Origin of the sequence: Paenibacillus sp. CFBP13512 (assembly GCF_005233705.1) — a bacterium.
In the GTDB taxonomy this organism is placed as follows: domain Bacteria; phylum Bacillota; class Bacilli; order Paenibacillales; family Paenibacillaceae; genus Saccharibacillus; species Saccharibacillus nuruki.
This window is the reverse complement of record NZ_QGAD01000002.1, coordinates 485,911-502,766: the sequence shown is the minus strand read 5'-3', so window position 1 is coordinate 502,766 and position 16,856 is coordinate 485,911. Positions and strand designations below refer to the sequence as shown.

Annotated in this window: 17 protein-coding genes; 13 read left to right on the top strand and 4 right to left on the bottom strand. The window is 36.1% G+C overall.

Annotated elements, in window-relative coordinates; all coding sequences use genetic code 11:
• Positions 1–256: 256 nt before the first annotated feature.
• Positions 257–1,252 (bottom strand): dsDNA nuclease domain-containing protein, encoded by a 996-nt coding sequence (locus tag PaeCFBP13512_RS04465; protein ID WP_137221421.1) that lies wholly within the window; start codon positions 1,250–1,252, stop codon positions 257–259.
• 543 nt (positions 1,253–1,795) lie between these two features.
• Here PaeCFBP13512_RS04465 and PaeCFBP13512_RS04460 point away from each other — a divergent pair.
• Together PaeCFBP13512_RS04460 and PaeCFBP13512_RS04455 are read left to right on the top strand one after the other, a co-directional pair.
• On the top strand, positions 1,796–2,788 hold the full coding sequence (locus tag PaeCFBP13512_RS04460) for a tRNA dihydrouridine synthase (protein WP_137221419.1): 993 nt from the start codon (positions 1,796–1,798) through the stop codon (positions 2,786–2,788).
• A 159-nt stretch (positions 2,789–2,947) separates the two neighbouring features.
• Positions 2,948–3,508: an SF0329 family protein gene (locus PaeCFBP13512_RS04455; protein WP_137221416.1), complete on the top strand. Its 561-nt coding sequence runs from the start codon at positions 2,948–2,950 to the stop codon at positions 3,506–3,508.
• Between the two features lie 167 nt (positions 3,509–3,675).
• Here PaeCFBP13512_RS04455 and PaeCFBP13512_RS04450 read toward each other — a convergent pair whose 3' ends face one another.
• The gene (locus tag PaeCFBP13512_RS04450; RefSeq protein ID WP_137221414.1) at positions 3,676–4,599 is read right to left on the bottom strand and encodes a GNAT family N-acetyltransferase; all 924 of its coding nucleotides are present in this window, start codon (positions 4,597–4,599) and stop codon (positions 3,676–3,678) included.
• A gap of 299 nt (positions 4,600–4,898) precedes the next feature.
• Here PaeCFBP13512_RS04450 and PaeCFBP13512_RS04445 point away from each other — a divergent pair, with 299 nt between their 5' ends.
• Entirely contained in the window at positions 4,899–5,879 is a 981-nt protein-coding gene (locus PaeCFBP13512_RS04445; RefSeq protein WP_137221412.1) for a YiiG family protein, read from the top strand.
• A 124-nt stretch (positions 5,880–6,003) separates the two neighbouring features.
• Here PaeCFBP13512_RS04445 and PaeCFBP13512_RS04440 read toward each other — a convergent pair whose 3' ends face one another.
• Positions 6,004–6,519, bottom strand: a complete 516-nt coding sequence (locus PaeCFBP13512_RS04440) for a pyridoxamine 5'-phosphate oxidase family protein (protein WP_137221410.1) — start codon at positions 6,517–6,519, stop codon at positions 6,004–6,006.
• Positions 6,520–6,790: 271 nt separating this feature from the next.
• Complete coding sequence (locus tag PaeCFBP13512_RS04435) at positions 6,791–7,951, bottom strand: leucine-rich repeat domain-containing protein (protein WP_137221408.1); 1,161 nt, start codon at positions 7,949–7,951, stop codon at positions 6,791–6,793.
• Positions 7,952–8,287: 336 nt separating this feature from the next.
• Here PaeCFBP13512_RS04435 and PaeCFBP13512_RS04430 point away from each other — a divergent pair, with 336 nt between their 5' ends.
• The 10 genes from PaeCFBP13512_RS04430 (at position 8,288) to PaeCFBP13512_RS04385 (ending at position 16,736) form a co-directional block, all read left to right on the top strand.
• Complete coding sequence (locus tag PaeCFBP13512_RS04430; protein ID WP_137221406.1) at positions 8,288–9,868, top strand: glycosyltransferase family 39 protein; 1,581 nt, start codon at positions 8,288–8,290, stop codon at positions 9,866–9,868.
• Position 9,869: 1 nt separating this feature from the next.
• Positions 9,870–10,457 carry a hypothetical protein gene (locus tag PaeCFBP13512_RS04425; RefSeq protein WP_137221404.1) on the top strand — a complete coding sequence of 196 codons (588 nt, stop codon included), beginning with the start codon at positions 9,870–9,872 and terminating at the stop codon, positions 10,455–10,457.
• Positions 10,458–10,636: 179 nt separating this feature from the next.
• Positions 10,637–11,203 carry a hypothetical protein gene (locus tag PaeCFBP13512_RS04420; RefSeq protein WP_137221402.1) on the top strand — a complete coding sequence of 189 codons (567 nt, stop codon included), beginning with the start codon at positions 10,637–10,639 and terminating at the stop codon, positions 11,201–11,203.
• 198 nt (positions 11,204–11,401) lie between these two features.
• Entirely contained in the window at positions 11,402–12,268 is an 867-nt protein-coding gene (locus PaeCFBP13512_RS04415) for an aminoglycoside phosphotransferase family protein (protein ID WP_161594206.1), read from the top strand.
• A 137-nt stretch (positions 12,269–12,405) separates the two neighbouring features.
• Entirely contained in the window at positions 12,406–12,690 is a 285-nt protein-coding gene (locus PaeCFBP13512_RS04410) for a hypothetical protein (RefSeq protein ID WP_137221398.1), read from the top strand.
• A 94-nt stretch (positions 12,691–12,784) separates the two neighbouring features.
• Complete coding sequence (gene truA / locus PaeCFBP13512_RS04405) at positions 12,785–13,531, top strand: tRNA pseudouridine(38-40) synthase TruA (RefSeq protein WP_137221395.1); 747 nt, start codon at positions 12,785–12,787, stop codon at positions 13,529–13,531.
• Positions 13,532–13,800: 269 nt separating this feature from the next.
• Positions 13,801–15,171, top strand: a complete 1,371-nt coding sequence (locus PaeCFBP13512_RS04400) for an amino acid permease (protein ID WP_137221393.1) — start codon at positions 13,801–13,803, stop codon at positions 15,169–15,171.
• Between the two features lie 219 nt (positions 15,172–15,390).
• Complete coding sequence (locus tag PaeCFBP13512_RS04395) at positions 15,391–16,140, top strand: hypothetical protein (RefSeq protein ID WP_137221391.1); 750 nt, start codon at positions 15,391–15,393, stop codon at positions 16,138–16,140.
• A gap of 41 nt (positions 16,141–16,181) precedes the next feature.
• Positions 16,182–16,538 (top strand): PCYCGC motif-containing (lipo)protein, encoded by a 357-nt coding sequence (locus PaeCFBP13512_RS04390; protein WP_137221389.1) that lies wholly within the window; start codon positions 16,182–16,184, stop codon positions 16,536–16,538.
• 12 nt (positions 16,539–16,550) lie between these two features.
• Complete coding sequence (locus tag PaeCFBP13512_RS04385; RefSeq protein WP_137221387.1) at positions 16,551–16,736, top strand: hypothetical protein; 186 nt, start codon at positions 16,551–16,553, stop codon at positions 16,734–16,736.
• Positions 16,737–16,856 lie beyond the last annotated feature (120 nt).

Sequence of the window (16,856 nt, the reverse complement as noted above, 5' to 3'; positions counted from 1 at the left end):
TAAAATAGATTTTTATTCCTTATAATAATGTGTTCTCTTTCCCGATTCGAAATTTTGATTTGAAACATCATATTTTGGATATTCCAATTCGTAGGCCAACTCTTTACACTGTAACCTAAACAATAATAAATTGACTTCATTAAACTCGATTTACCAACAGTATTCGATTTACTGACAAATATATTTGTTTGAGACTCAAAATTGAATTTATTAATCTTACGATCTATATAATCGTATATAATAATACTATGAATAATCATACTTCCACCTCACATAAGCATTCGACTGCAACTGATATTAAAGTATTTCTACCAAAACTTGATGATTGAAAATTTCCAATAATAATATCGATTATTTCTCGATTTGATAAATTTTGAAGCTCTTCATCTTCATACAGTTTTTGTAATTCCTCTTTTATGTCCTTTTTTAAATCAGTAGAATTCAGTTCGATTTTTAATCGCTCACTTTTTATTTTTCTAGTAATTAATTCATTATAACCAAGAGAGTTTAGTACTCTATCAAATTGATTTAATGTTTCGTAAGTAACAAATACTTTCGAAAAATAATCAGTATTCATTGCTTTAAGTTCTTTATCTACTGTACTAGAAAGAATTTCTTGAGCTTTTTGGTCTATAGTTAAAGCTAACTCTGCTATGACAATTCTGCCCCTATTTTCATCAACCGAAACGTTAATTCCATTTAGACAACCTACTAAATATTTAACAGCTTCAGTAAGGTCGTCATTGATAGGGGAAATATAAAAGTAAAAATTATCTAGTTTATTTTTGAAATTGTTAGGAAGTACATTGATAATTTGCTCTTTAGCATCTTTACTTAACATATATACTTCCGTACATATAGATCCAGGTTTTTTCAAATTTAACTTTTTCTTATCAGAACTACCAATATCTTTAACAAAAATTTTATAAGTATCAGAATCTGAACCTGAACTTAGATTTTTCTCTAATATTGAAGCAGATAATGTAGTTATTTTATTATCATCAGCATCTTTGATTTTCTTGCTTACTTTTTTGGTTATTGAATTAAATGTATGTTTTTGTTTTTTTACTTGAATATATGCTTTGTAATTTTTATAACTAACAACAATGTCATCTTCTGCTTCAATATATATTTTAAATTCTTGCTTTTGATAATTTTCTATTGCAAGAAGAATTAAATTAGCTTTTTGAAAATTAAATCCTTTAATTGCTTCGGCTCCACCATTATCTATTTTTTTTATACTTTCTTTCATTTACTTTCTCCTTCCGAAAAATAATCAAATTATATAGGTCGTAGGTTTCAGTTCTTGTTATGCGATATCTGAATCCTACCCACAATCTTCCAAATCCAAATAAATTATAACCTTTCTTGGGCATTTGGTCACGATATTTGTATTGTTTATAAAATTAGAATAAGATTACAAATAAAATCTAAATTAGGATAAATTTAGATTTTATTTAAATTTTACGATATGATCAAACTCTAGCGTATATTTGGTGTTTTATAGAAAATATAACAAGTGTTTTAACTATTAATTATGGGTTGGAATGCTTGTTTATATTTTTCATCCTGTACTAATTTTATTCTGTATAAATTCTTTAATGTATGATACGCTAAACTGTCTAGATTATTTACAATAACTACTCTTTGATTGATTAAATTTAGATACGTGATAATTATAAAAAAGCTAGTATATACTAGCTTTTTTTTCGAATAGTACAGTAAACTTCTTAATACATTTTGGGATGCAGCTTAATAAAGCTAACTCCTTATCTAGAACGAAAGGATTTTAAACATGACAGACAATTTTTGGAGAGATTTACCGAAGCCGTTTTTTATACTGGCTCCGATGGAGGATGTGACGGATGTAGTGTTTCGTCATGTGGTGAGTGAGGCGGCTAGACCGGATGTGTTTTTTACTGAGTTTGCGAATTCGGAAAGTTATTGTCATCCTGAAGGGCATCATAGTGTGCGTGGGCGGTTGATGTTTACTGAAGATGAACAGCCGATTGTGGCTCATATTTGGGGAGATAAGCCTGAGTTTTTTCGGCAAATGAGTATTGGTATGGCAGAGCAGGGCTTTAAAGGGATCGACATCAACATGGGTTGTCCTGTACCGAATGTAGCTGAGAATGGCAAAGGGAGCGGGCTGATCTGTCGTCCTGAACTGGCAGGAGAGATTATTCAAGCAGCCAAAGCAGGCGGTCTACCTGTGAGTGTCAAAACACGTCTAGGCTTTGCAGAAGTAGATGAATGGCGAGATTGGCTTACCCATATTTTCAAGCAAGATATTGTGAATCTGTCGATTCATTTGCGTACTAGAGATGAAATGAGCAAAGTGCCTGCACACTGGGAACTGATTCCAGAGATCAAAAAGCTACGTGATGAAATCGCACCGCATACGTTACTTACGATCAACGGCGATATTGCTGATCGGGAAGCTGGGTTGAAGTTAGTGGAGCAGTACGGTGTAGACGGTGTGATGATCGGACGCGGGATTTTCAGTAACCCGTTTGCGTTTGAACAAGAGTCCAGAGAGCATAGCAGTACAGAATTACTGGATCTACTAAGAATACACATGGATCTGCATGATAAATATTCTGAAATCGAACCTCGTTCGTTCAAGCCACTTCCGCGCTTTTTCAAGATTTACGTTCGTGGGTTCCGCGGAGCCAGTGAGCTAAGAAATGAACTGATGAGCGCGAAGAATACCAATGAAGTACGAGCATTGCTTGATGATTTTGCGGCGAAGCAAGTAGATAGCATGGAAAGTGCAGTCGAAATGTAATAATACAAGCTATTTTCAGAGCTAATATCTATACTAATGAGTGATATATTTTCTCAAAATCTATAGGTATACTCGGGTAGATCAATTATATAAGGATTTACAAATACAGCCTGACAGCCATTCAACTGGTCGTCAGGCTTTCACAACATAGGAGGAAGTATGTCCTGGAGTAAATTGAAGCAAAATTTAGAAGGTTTTCTCGCTCCTGCACTACAAGGAAAAGTGGAATACCGGGCAACCAGTTATAGCTATCTGACCGGCAAATCGGGCAACTGTTATATCACGGTAGATAAGAAGAACATTTTCAATATGAATGACAAAACCAGTCCGATCACTTGGTACCAGAGTGAAATGGAAATTAAAAATGATCCGAATCTGCGTATTCCGATCAGCATGGACGAGATCGAAGCGCTTCGCAAAGAAACCAATGGAGCGGTTCCTGAAGATCGTTTGAAAGTAATGGCACGTAATCGCAAAATGAATGGGCTTGCCAAAGAACTGTTATCTGCGCAGACGGTACTTAGCAAATCGAACTTTACAGCGACTGCGACCAAATTCTTAGCAACACCTATTGATGAAAGTCTAGAAGGGCAGGATATCTTACTGAACATCTTAGCTTTAATGGATCGAAGAGTAGGGAAAAAGCGGATTTTGAGCATGTCAGACAGTGTTAAATTAAAGCATCCTATTGTGCAATATTTCCATGGATTACGCCTTTAGGCATCACCATATTCTTTTTTTGATATTGCCTGAAAATAAACGACATTAAAAAAGCCACTTTACGTATTTAGCGTAGAGTGGCTCTTTTATATACATATTCGAATCGTTCCGCTTGAGATGGATAAAAAAATATCATACAAAGCAAGAAAGCAGAGAGAGAAGATGTATTAATCAAGTGGTACAAAATATCTGACTTCTTCTCCATCTGTATCAAATCCCACCGACTCATACAAAGTTAACGCCGATTGATTGGTCGTTAAAACAGTAAGATCCACAAAAGGAAGTTGATGATCTTGAAGATAGCTCAAAGCTTTGGTCAGTAAAAATCTGGCGATTCCTTTTTTGCGCCAGGGTTCACGTACAAATACATCTTCGATCACACCATGATCTTTTTCTTGCCATACCATCAATCCACCAACGATAGTTGACGATTGTCTGACAATCATAGATGTCCATAAAGCGTTACTTTTATGTTCAGATAGGGGTGCTAATCCTAATGGAGCGTCAGGCCAAATTTCAGTATCTATTTCAAGATACTCTTTTTCTTCACTGGATGTGTTCATGTTCCAATAGGAGAATTCAAATTCTTCAGATAACGTTAATTCAGGTATGGATTGAGTCAAATCTCTTGTCATATGATACAAGCTATTTAGGGGACGATATCCTTTTTGAATAAAAAATTGATTGTTCGCTGCTTCTTTGGAATCATTACCTACACAAAGGATCGTTTTATATTCTGGAGGTAATGTTGATTTTAATTCTATCGCTCTTTTGAAAAGAGGGTTGTATAGCTCATCTAACAAAATATAATCTTGTTGTCGCTCTGATAAGGTTTTAAGATTTATGTAAATACAATGCTTATTTTTTTCTGTACAGCCTGTAGAGATCACGCTGATAATACTTACTTGCCCTTTGGCAACTATTTTTCCATCTTCAAATGCACAATAAACATTACTCCAATTATCTTCATCTCCGACCCACCAAAACGTTGAACCTTCTATCGTTTGCACTGATTCGTATAATTCTCCGAGCAATGGCAGGTCTTCCTGCTGAAAATGACGTATAACGCGTTCAGATGATTGGCTCAACATAATACCCCTTTCAATCATAAAGAACTTTGGATTTTATAAAGCTAATGATGTGAATACTGTTAATGTCTATACTTGTAGTGACTTTTAAATCACTGTTAGCCCTCCTTCGCTTATAATAATTTAACTTAACATTAAATATATAAAATGTAAAAATATATATTATTCCTATAGATGTATATAAATTACCCTACTCCAGACTCAAGACCTGATCACCAAAGCATTCTAATATAGAGTAGACCATCATTATACGTATAGACAAACATAAATAGGTCAAATAATCCGTCGGGGGAATCATTATTTTGAGAAAATTATCTTTTGTTATGGTCAGTATCCTGCTTATTACGGTATTGTCTGCTTGTTCGAGTATGAATCAGGCAGGCATGGGCATGAAAACAGGTGAAAGCCAAAAAATTGAGAAATACAATTCGTATGTCATGCTCAACAACTTGATGACAGGTAGAATCAATGAGGTGTTACTTCATTACTTCGAGAAGTTTGGAAACGAGAAGAAGCCTGTTATTGAGAAGAACCTCAGCTTTATCATGCTTGATGTCCCAGTATCGCAGCGGGAAGTCATCGATCAAGCACAAGGGTATACGACAAGTAAGCCTGCTTTTGCGAGTGCTGACTCTGCGGTAACCCAACTAACACCAGTGATCAAGGATTTGTTAGCTGTCCTCGATGAAATGAAAGTCTATTATGATAGTAAAGGTTATGTCGATGATGATTTTGCTAAAGGTAAACAGCTACACACTAAGCTGATAAATACTAATCTTGCTTACGAGAAAGCAGCTAAAGCTTACTTCAAAGCTCTACAAAAAATGGATGCGGAGCAACGTCTAGTTGATTTGCAAAATTTCAAAGATTCTGACCAACAGATCCGTTACAATGCTTTGAAATTCATGATTGATGCTGAAGCTACAGCTATCGAAATGAGTGAGCAAGGGATCAATGCCAGTAACGTGTTGGAACTCGATATGAAGAAATTCAAAGCTAAATATGATCTTATGACTGCGGATTTGAATGCACTTGTAACACTTTCCAAAGATCAGAAACAGATACAAAAAGAAGGCATGAACAGCTTCAGTATTGAAAATTATGTTCATTCTGCTACAGAAGCCAAAGCAGCCGCTTCAAAAATTATTGAACGTATCAATAAAAAAGAACCTGTATCCGATTCCGATCTAAGCGGTCAGTTTTTGGATACAACCGATGGGACGCCAGAGAATTTCAATTCTCTGCTTAGTACAGCCATTGAGCGCTACAATGAAATAAATTAATACGATTTTGAATTACTTTTAGAAATTAAAATGCTTGCTGACGTATAGGCTGAACATGTAGATTGAACACAGTAAAAAGAGCCCCTTCGCATACTTTCTGCAAGGTGGCTCTTTTTATTATTTATTAACTTTTTGGCGCATGACTCAAATCTACTTTCTCATTCAATCCGGGTTCGGATTTTGGATCAGAAGTTTTGCCGACAGCTTTTTTGAGCAAATGAGTGACCATTTTGATAGCACTTCCGCTTTCCCAGTACTCGGCTGTTTCGGTATGGATTTTGATCAATAACAAGTTAGGATCGTCTGGAGATGTATCTAGAATTTTTTCGATGATTTTATTGAGCATTTCTTTTTTACGGGCAGGATCATCGACGAATTCAGCGGTTCCGCTAATGGATACATAAGATTTGCCTGCATAAGATACATTAACCCGAGGGTCTTGTAAGATATCTTCGTATTTGGACGTATCTTTTTTCGTTAGGAACCATAGGTCGCCATCAAATTCGATTTCTTGTGTTTTCATTGGACGGGATACTAGACGTCCTCCCGAAATCGTTGTGAGCATAGCTGTATCAATATCTTTAATCAGTTCTCTGACCGTTTCAATCGCTTCTGGATCTGTAGTTAAATGTTCAGACATATCATTTCCCACCTTTCCTAATCGTTGAAATGTGTATAAACAACGTTGCTAACCATTACACATAAGTAGGAGTAGATAAACGGTAGAGTTATAATTAAAATAGAAGAGAATGATCTCAGCCCATGATTAACCCACTCTAAGCTATATAGATTGATTAGCACTCAATCGTGATTTGATGATATTTATAGAAACGTCCATTATGTGATTGATATGGATATTGAACATATTTATATTCCTAGATATTAAGTAGAATAACTATCTAATTCGTCTATTATTTCAGCACCCCACCCCGCGCTAAAATAATGTTCTCCAACCTTTGATATTCATCCGACGCTACATCTACCTCACTATTTGCTAACCGTACTTTTTTCAAATTCGGAAGTTCCACTAACAAATGAGGATCAGCAAAAGATGTTTTGCATAAATCTAACACTTCTAAACCAGTTAACGTCGCTAAGAAATCCCACGATTTAGGCTTGAGCATGGTTACATCTAAATTTTGCAGAGTGCTCATGCCTGTTAGAGGGCTTAGATCTTTCACTTTAGTGCCCCAGATCCATAACTGTTGCAGTTGTGGGCATTGCGTACGTATATTTGCGATTGAGTGTAGCTTCGATTTTTCTAAATATAATATTTTGAGCGCAGGGCAAAGTATAATCGGTTCTAGTTGCTCTACCCATGATCCTCGTAACCGTAGTTCTTCTATCGCTGGATGTTGATCTAGAGCGGTTAGGTCGCTTACAGGAGCGAAGTTAATATCCAATACTTTAAGTCGCTGAAGCTGTGATACATAAGAAAGATCTGTTAATTTTTTGGGAGCATTGATTTTGATTTCTTCCACATTTGGAAAAATAGCAAAAGAATGAAGGGTATCTATCTCACAGCGATTCCCGTGTAGCGATACTTTTTTCACACTGGTTGCAGGAGGGATAGATGGTAACGTAGCTAGACCGTCTACAGTGATGCTGATCTCTTCCAGACAAGCAGGGAGGGAAGCTGAACTATTGTAATTGTGCTTGGATAAGCTAACTGATTGTAGAGAATTCAGCGCAGATAGAAAATGTTCTGGCAACGCTTGTTGTACATTATATAATCCTAATGATTGCAAGTTGGAGAGCCGGGTGATGACTTCGATATTACGCTTAATTTTGGTTTTGCTGACAAAAGCCAATCGTTCCAGATGACTCGCCTGATCTAAGCCGACCAGATCCGGGATTGTCAATGTACTGTTGGTTGTACCGAATTCGAGATTTTTCAGATGGGGGAATTCTTGTAGAGGTGCAAACGTCGTTATGCCTTTGAGATCTAATAATTTCAGTGTGTCTAATTCATAGACAGAACCTGAATGTTGGAACCATTTATAGTGGCGGTGATTTGCAATATATAGATTAGCTTGTTCTACAATATGATATTTAGATTGCTCGTAATCCATATTAGAACCTCCTTAAATGATGAAATATATACAATACCTATAACGGAGCATTCAAAAATTGTCTACAGTTGTCTTCTATTTTAATCAATAATTCAGGTTGAGCCTTTATAATGAGATTTCAGAAGCAATAGAGAGAGAATAAGAACACTATAGATAGTATAAATGAACCGAAAAATAGTAGATCGATATTGCGGATATCTCTATTTTTCAGTGGGAATGAGACTTGCTTGCGATGGGTGAATACGAATGGAACGGGAACAGTTTACATTCAATTTTTAAAATATCGCTGGCATGTTTAGTGTGCCTACTACTATGTTACCGCAAAGGAGTTTTTCGATGTTAAAAGGTATCCAAAAAACGTTGTATGTGATTCTGATTTTCTTTGTCAGTTTGTTTATCGCATCTTCGTTTTTTATTCGAGCAGAGTACAATTATGTGGTATATGGAGACACACCGATGCTACAGCAACAGCATGTAGGTACATTTATACTGCTTATCATCGCACTACTGGCATTCAGTGTAATGTTATATCGTTTGTGCTTGAAGCTGAATGTATATCGCCCTAAAATTGTGATTCCACTGGTTCTTTTAGGTTCATTAGCTATTCAAGTGGCGATTATTTTCCTATTTCCCCGCTTGCCAACAGATGACTCGCAGACCGTGGTGTCTCTGGCAATGAATATGCTGTATAAAGGCGATTATTCTACATTTGGTACGACAGGGTATCTGCATATGTTTCCTTTTAATTACTCGACCGTGTTGTATATTGAAGCATTATTAGCGATGTTTCCAGATAATTATGTCACGATTAAGTTAGCTAATATTGGTTTTGCTCTTATTACGACCTTGATGATCTATCTAATCTACAAACAGCTGAATCCTAACTCCAAAGACAATGATTACGGTGTACTCGTATTTGCAGCAACGTATATTCCGTCTTTGTTTATGAGTAACTTTATCTACAATGATGTGATTGCGACGACATTGCTTACGTCAGCGTTGTATTTTGGTATCCGATTTATGAAAGAAAAGTCGATCAAGTATATTCTATTCGCCGCTACTTTAGTGACACTTGGGAACTATTTTAGAAGTATAGGCATTATTTTCTTACTTGCGATTGTGATCTCATTGTTTTTCCATTTCAAGCAATTAGGCTGGAAAAAAGTAATACTGTCTGTATGCTTATTTGCCGTCTTGTTCAATATCCCAAGTTGGACTCAAAATACAATGTTACAGACCACAGGCAAAGTGCAGATTTCTACAACGACCAATGCAGCACCGATCTATATGTGGCTGAATATGGGGATTAATCTGAAAACTATTGGATTCTGGGATAACCGTGAAAGTTATAATATTTACCAGCGAGATGCGGACTACAACAAAGCAGTGAGTACTGAATTATTTAAAGAATCGATTGCTCAGAAATTATCGACAGCTAGCTTTGGCGATCTGGTACACATGTATTATAAAAAGATCATCTGGACATGGACAGAAGGCACGTATCAGATCGAAAGATACGGTATTGGAAATGACGGCTCTTCTGGTGGTCAGCGTGCCAGCTTTATTATGGGTGGCTATAGCTATCCAACATTTGCTACTGATCTATTTGCAGGCAATTCACCTTACCGTAGCGGGATACTCTGGATCTTATATACGATGAATTTTTTAATGTATGGCTTTATTTTGATTCGTCTGATCGGCAGTCTGCGAGCAAAACGATTCGATGAAGTGTCGTTGGTGCTGGTGATTTTAGGATTTGTTGGTTTTTATATTTTATGGGAGATCAAGTCTAGATATATCTATCCTATCTATCCACTACTCATTATTTTGTCGTATATGGGATTCAAAGATACGTATGAATGGTTGATCCAACAGGACTTTTTGCGATTACGATCTTCTGCTAGAAAGGAGTCTTAAAATGCGTAAAAAAAGATATCCTGTCTCGCTAATCCTCTTATTACTGTGCGGAATGATGGTGCTGACATCTTGTAGTGCGATTACAGCTCAACAGATACCTCTTAACAGTACAAGTACAATGGGTGGCGGGGGCAATCGTAATGCTATGCGCGGAATGATGAATGCTGATCTGATTGGCAAAATAGTCGCTGTGAACGGGAGCAAAATGACAATCGATGTGATGGAGCAAGCACAGCGTCGTTCTACAGTGTTGGATGACCATAGTGCAGTCCTGTCGAGTCCATCTAAGACGGCTACACCTAGCTCCAAACGTACACCGGATACGCATAAACCGGATACAGATCGTACTTTACCAACCGATCGATCAGACGACAGTACGTCTACTATGAGCAAAACTGGTGTAGAGAAAACGATAACGATCGGCGAAGAGGTATCTATTTCTCAAATCACAGCGATGATGCCACAGACCAACAAAAATAGCACAGCAACCACACTTAAAGTATCTGATCTTAAAGCAGGGCAGATTCTGATGATCTGGTACAAGGATAATACCAATACAGTAGAGAAAGTTAGTGTGATGGATTCGTAATAGATGATTGGTAACAACAGAGGGGAGCCATAAGCTCCTCTTTTTTTGTGTCTAAACATAGACTTTTAGCTAAAAAAGATTTTATCCAAAATAGAATAGTATCTCTAAAAATTCATAATTTTTCTAAATCATCCGATAATAATAAAGGTATGTAAAATGAAAAAAGGGAGTAATAGACGATGCCTATTTGGAGCAAAAAAACAGTAATGATTGGACTAGCTTGTTTATCTTTAAGTGTATTTGCAGGGTGTGGAAATGAAAAAACAGATGAGGAAAAAATTGCTGATGCTATTCGTGAAGCAGCAGGTAACCAGATTGCGAGTAATAGTGATGCTACGACTCAAGCAGAACAACCTACTGTAGAATCAAAGCTGAGCGAAATTAGAAATTTTGTAACTTCAGACATTTGGAATGATGGATTTGTAAACATCAATTCGTATACTTACAGGGGAACCAGTGCTACAGGCGACAAATTAGATATAGACTTTTTAGTAGAGCGTTTAGGTACAGCAATGGATAAGAAAACGGAATATAATACTTATGTACAAGGATTAGACAATAGTAAATATGCTAATGTGAAAAAAGTATGGACGAAGCTTTCTAGTGAAACCGATGTACTTTACAAACAATTACAAACAGATCCTCCTAAAGCGAACGATTCAGACTATAATTTTGACACAGGATTGTTTGAACAATATCAAGATGCTTTTGAAAAAGATATAGACGATTTGAAAGCAAACTCATAGATATACCTATAGTCTGACAAATATAAAAGGACTACGTTAAATCGAACATGTGGAGGTGGAATAAGCATAATAGTGTGCAATTCCGCTTCTTTTTTTATAATTGTTTTGCTACCTATTCTGAGATGTATCCTATCTGTAGAAATGATAAGATAAATGTAAAATACGGGTAGTACATATTGCCAGAAAAGAGGAACCTTGTTGCCTACTATCCTTCACAACATACAGTGGAATGAGCAAGATGATCTTTTACATACGTTATTACATCCTAAATCCGATATAATTCAGCATTCGCTAGATCAAGGATTTGAAGCAGAAGTCATCAAGTTGTCATGTGCTCAAGGTGATTTGGTCTTGAAAATATGGAATCAACAGGCAAAGCCAGATGTAGAAGCACAATATCAGTTATTGCAGTTTCTTTTGGCTAAAGGGATTGCTGTATCTAAGCCGATAGGGTGGGGTATGCTTCATAATCAAGATCAAGTATTACTCACAACGTTTGACGGGACAGCACTTACCAACATGAACAAAAAGAAAATTGTTCAGACTGCTACCTTATTGTCTGCTATTCATCATGTTAAGATCACAGAAAGTGAATATGCTTTACTTCCGAAATACGGTTTTATAGATTACTTTTTTCCTGACGTAGCAATGTACACCGATATTAGCGACATACTGTATCAGGTTATGCCTATGATTACGCTAGAGCAGAATCGTGTGATTCATGGCGATTTTCATCTGGGAAATATTCTGACTACTGAAAACCGTTATACCGTAATCGATTGGACGAATGGACAATTAGGGGATGCGAGATATGATGCGGTCTGGTCGATGACATTGCAGAAAATTTATATTTCAGAGCGATATGCTGAAGTATTCCGTGATGCTTATCTAGCAGAGCATTCGATAGCTGAAGAAGAATTACACATATTTGAAGCACTTGCCTGTCTACGATGGATATTGCTTGCTCGTCAGGGCGGGATTACAGTACAGCCACAAGCACAGCAGAATATAAAGCAAGTCATAGCTAACAATCCACTTTTGGCAGAAAGGAATTGTGAAGTGTAAAATATTCAGCCACATATGTCGTAATACATAAATATAAGATATTTTGCTTTGGAAAAATTATTTTTTTATTACTTTAGATCGCATTATAGTACTAAGATCTTATGGAGAGTTATTATACAATGTTAGGGGAATGAAGTATGGCTTATGAATGGGAACGTTGTCCAAGATGCGGTTCGGCAAAAGTTAACACAGAATCAGGATGGGGAAATGCTTGCGTATTTGTTATTTGTGGTGCAATAATTTGTTTTGCTATATCTCGTTTTGTGGATAATCAGTTAATGGAATATCCTATTGCACTAGGAATAATTATTTTAATCGGGCTATTAACATTACTCGGATGTATCAAAGTAATAAAGGGTGGTATGACTTCTAGGTGTGATACTTGTAAATACGCATGGGAACCTACAAAAATAGAAGACTAAAAATCAATTATTTAAAAACCAAACGAAATACACATAATATGATACAGTAGATATCTTCAAAGTAATTATTTTATCCAACACAAAGGGAGTACACATGAACAATTACAAATTAATCATCCAATACGATGGTGGGCGTTATAAAGGGTGGCAACGGCTTGGAGATAGTGACAATACAGTGCAAGGTAAGATTGAAAAAGCGATCTCTGTACTGGTTGATCAGCCGATTGAAATTATAGGTTCTAGCCGTACAGATGCAGGGGTACATGCGCTACATCAAGTCGCTAATTTTAAAATCAAAGAAGATTTGCCAGAGTCCAAAATTTTTAACTTTTTGAATCATTATTTACCGTCAGATATCAGCATTACAGAAGTATCGAAAGTCGACGATCGGTTCCATGCACGTTATCATGCGACGAACAAAACGTATATTTATAAAATATGGAACGAAGCATATAGCCATCCATTTATGCGTAAATACAGTATGCATGTTGCCAAAAAGCTAGATATCACTAAAATGAAAGAAGCTTGTGCTCACTTTCTGGGAGAACATGATTTTGCGGTTTATTCTAATGCCAAGTCGAAGAAAAAAGATACATTACGTACCATCTACACATTAGATGTCGAGGTAGTGGATGGATTTGTACAATTCCGTGTGTCTGGAAATGGATTTCTTTATAATATGGTACGCAAAATGGTTGGTACATTGATCGAAGTGGGATTAGGGGAGAAGCAAGCAGCAGATATTCCTACGATTTTGCTATCCAAAGAAAAGCTACAAACAGGTGGTATGGCAGATGCAGAAGGTCTTTATTTAGAACAGATTCAATTTAAATCTGAATAAGGATAGCGTTCTACCGAAAGTTCTTTGTTTATCAAAGGATGTAGAAATCAGATCATATAACAATAAGGAAGCAGACTTGAAAAGGTCTGCTTTTTTTTGTAGTTTAATACGTAGTTTGCAGTGATAATAATAGTTGTATTTCTTGAAATATTCCCTTACAATTTGTTGAAGTAATTCTGTAATGCGTTAATGTATGTTACAGCGAACACATTTACAGCCATATTATAATCGTTGTACATAATGAACACAGTTGAAAGGGAGCGTTCTTTTTGGAAACCAAGCAATTGACTAGAGGTCTCAAAACACGTCATATTGAATTGATTGCCCTTGGAGGAACCATCGGGGTCGGTCTATTTATGGGATCAGCAAGTACGATTCAATGGGCAGGGCCTTCTGTGCTGTTGGCGTATTTGGTCGCAGGTGTAATTATGTTATTTGTGATGCGAATGATGGGCGAAATGTTAATCGTTGAACCGGTAACAGGGTCGTTTGCTACATTTGCTCACAAATATATTAGCCCATTGGCTGGATTTTTAACGGCATGGAGTTACTGGTTTTTGTGGGTAACAGTCGGGATGGCTGAAGTTACAGCTATCGGAATCTATGTAGGGTACTGGTTCCCTGAGATTCCGCAGTGGATTCCAGCATTAGCCGGTGTCGGTATTATTGCGGCAGCCAATCTAGCGGCTGTTAAGTTTTATGGAGAATTTGAATTCTGGTTCGCGATGATTAAAGTGGTTGCGATTAGTGCGATGCTTGTGATCGGCACAGGCATGATCTTTTTTGGACTGGGTAATGGCGGTGTACCGATTGGGTTATCTAATCTGTATGTACATGGCGGATTTTTTGCTGGCGGGTTAAAAGGATTCTTATTCGCCTTATGTATTGTGACAGCGGCATATCAGGGAATCGAGATGATCGGGATTACCGCAGGGGAAGCAGAAAATCCTAAAGTAACACTGAAAAAATCAATTAAAAATATTATCTGGCGGATACTGATTTTCTATGTAGGTGCAATCTTCGTTATTGTCACAATTTATCCTTGGAATGAAGTAGGTACGACAGGAAGCCCATTTGTTTTGACATTTGCCAAAGTAGGTATTGTAGCGGCGGCAGGTATTATTAACTTTGTAGTGCTTACCGCAGCGATGTCTGGTTGTAATAGCGGTATCTATAGTGCAGGTCGTATGCTGTATACACTAGCGCAAAATAAACAAGCGCCACCATTTTTTGCTAAAATTTCGAAAAGCGGTGTACCACGTAACAGTATTATGACAACAATCGCTTTACTGTTGGTAGGCGTTCTGTTCAATTACTTATTTCCAGATTCCAAATTATTTTTGTACATTTATAGTGCCAGTATTTTACCCGGCATGGTTCCGTGGTTAGCCATGGCATTCAGCCAGTTCAAGTTCCGCAAAAAATGGAAAAATGATATCCACGAGCATCCATTTAAATCGTTATTTTTCCCAGTGAGTAATTATATCGTGATTATCTTCTTATCGCTGGTACTGATCGGCATGTGGTTTAACCCGGATACACATAACTCCTTAATCGTCGGGATTGTATTTATTGCGATTGTGATCGTTAGTTATTATGTGTTTCGAATTGGGAAGAAATCGGATCAGCGGATAGATTGAAGTAAACATATAAAATGATAAAAGCACCTATCTTTTTTCTATAGTATTAGAAAAAGATAGGTGCTTTTTATTGTTTGAAAGCTACCTTTCCAAATTAGTTTAAATGGAAATTTATTATCCATTAATAAATCAAAAATGTAATTAATTTGAAAAAATAAAAAGAATATGATAATGTTTTCTTATCGGCCGATAAATAAAATCACGATAAGGAGTTTCAATATGTTGAAAAATAATTTTATTTTAAACAAGAAAATTATAGCTAGTATGTTGGTAGTAGTTCTTTTGTTGATAAGTATTTTATCTTATCAAGCCAAAGTAAATGCGGCTACAAGTACAACAGATAATGAACTAAGTCGTGTTAATAATGATACTGAAATCGCACAAACATTATATTCCAAGATAGAAAGTAACGGTTATCTAAAACAAACTGAGAAAGTAATACTTAATTATTCTTCAAAACTAAAATTTGATCATGCTAATAAACATATTATGAAAGTAGAAAATAATAAAAGTACCGCCTATTTTGTATACTATCCTATTTTAGGAGAAGCTAAAGATAGCAATTATATAATTGTTATGGATGCTGAAGGTAACAAGATCGAAGAACAACTTTTAATTGGATTAAATGAAACCATAGGCAAAGTACATGCTATTTATTTAGTAAATGGAGTAAAAAAATTAGATGGAATTATTAATTTTCAAGGGGATTTTGTTTCTGGATCTCAAGTAACAAGTACTGGAAAAGTTATTGATCTTTCTACCCCTTCATCAAACACGTTAGGGTTTTGGTCTTGTTTAAATGATTGTCTTGCTTCTAAAGGAGTTGCAGCTTGGGCAATAACTGCTTTAGGAATAATTTGTGCAGGAGGATGTGCTGCTACAGCAGGAGTAGGTTGCTTAGCATGTATAGCTGCTGCAGATATAGGTGCTGGAACTGTAGTAGGACTTTGCACATCACAGTGTAGTTAAAATTTGTTTAGAACTTTTACGGTAAGATTTTGGAGGTTCATATGCGCAAAAGGAATATATTTTTAGGATTTTTAATTGTGTCAGTAGTTGCATTATCTATTTTTTTTCTAGTAAAACCTGTTCCAATTCTTAAAGCATCGCAATTAAATAGCGATATTCCAGAAGTTGTTAAAGCTTACCATTACGCTGAAAAATATCCTGCGATTTTTAAAGAAGCATCTTGTTATTGTGGTTGTATGAAAGAAGAACATCATAAATATCTTTACGATTGCTTTACTTCTAAACATGGTGAAAATTGTGGGATATGTATTCAGGAAGCGTTGTTTATTGGAGAGTTAAAAGATAAGAATAAAACAAATCAACAGATACTCACTGAGCTCAAAAGTAAATATGAATAGGAGGTAAACGTATTGTCTAATAAAAATATGATTATAGTATTTGCTGTTTTAGGAGTTTGCCTAATTTTAGTAGGCACTACAGCGCAACATATATTTCAATATGCGCCATTAGTAGGTTGGATAGGTGGTTTAGTATTTTTGCTAATTGCTACTTTTTTAGTTTCAAAAAGAACTATTAATCATTCACGCAAAAATTAAATATTAAATAGGATAAAGCCAATATCTAGTTATATTGGCTTTATTTTATTATCATACTGAAATATGTTTGAAGATAAGCTATCACGGTTACATAGAAAAAGAGCTCATTAATTTCCAGAA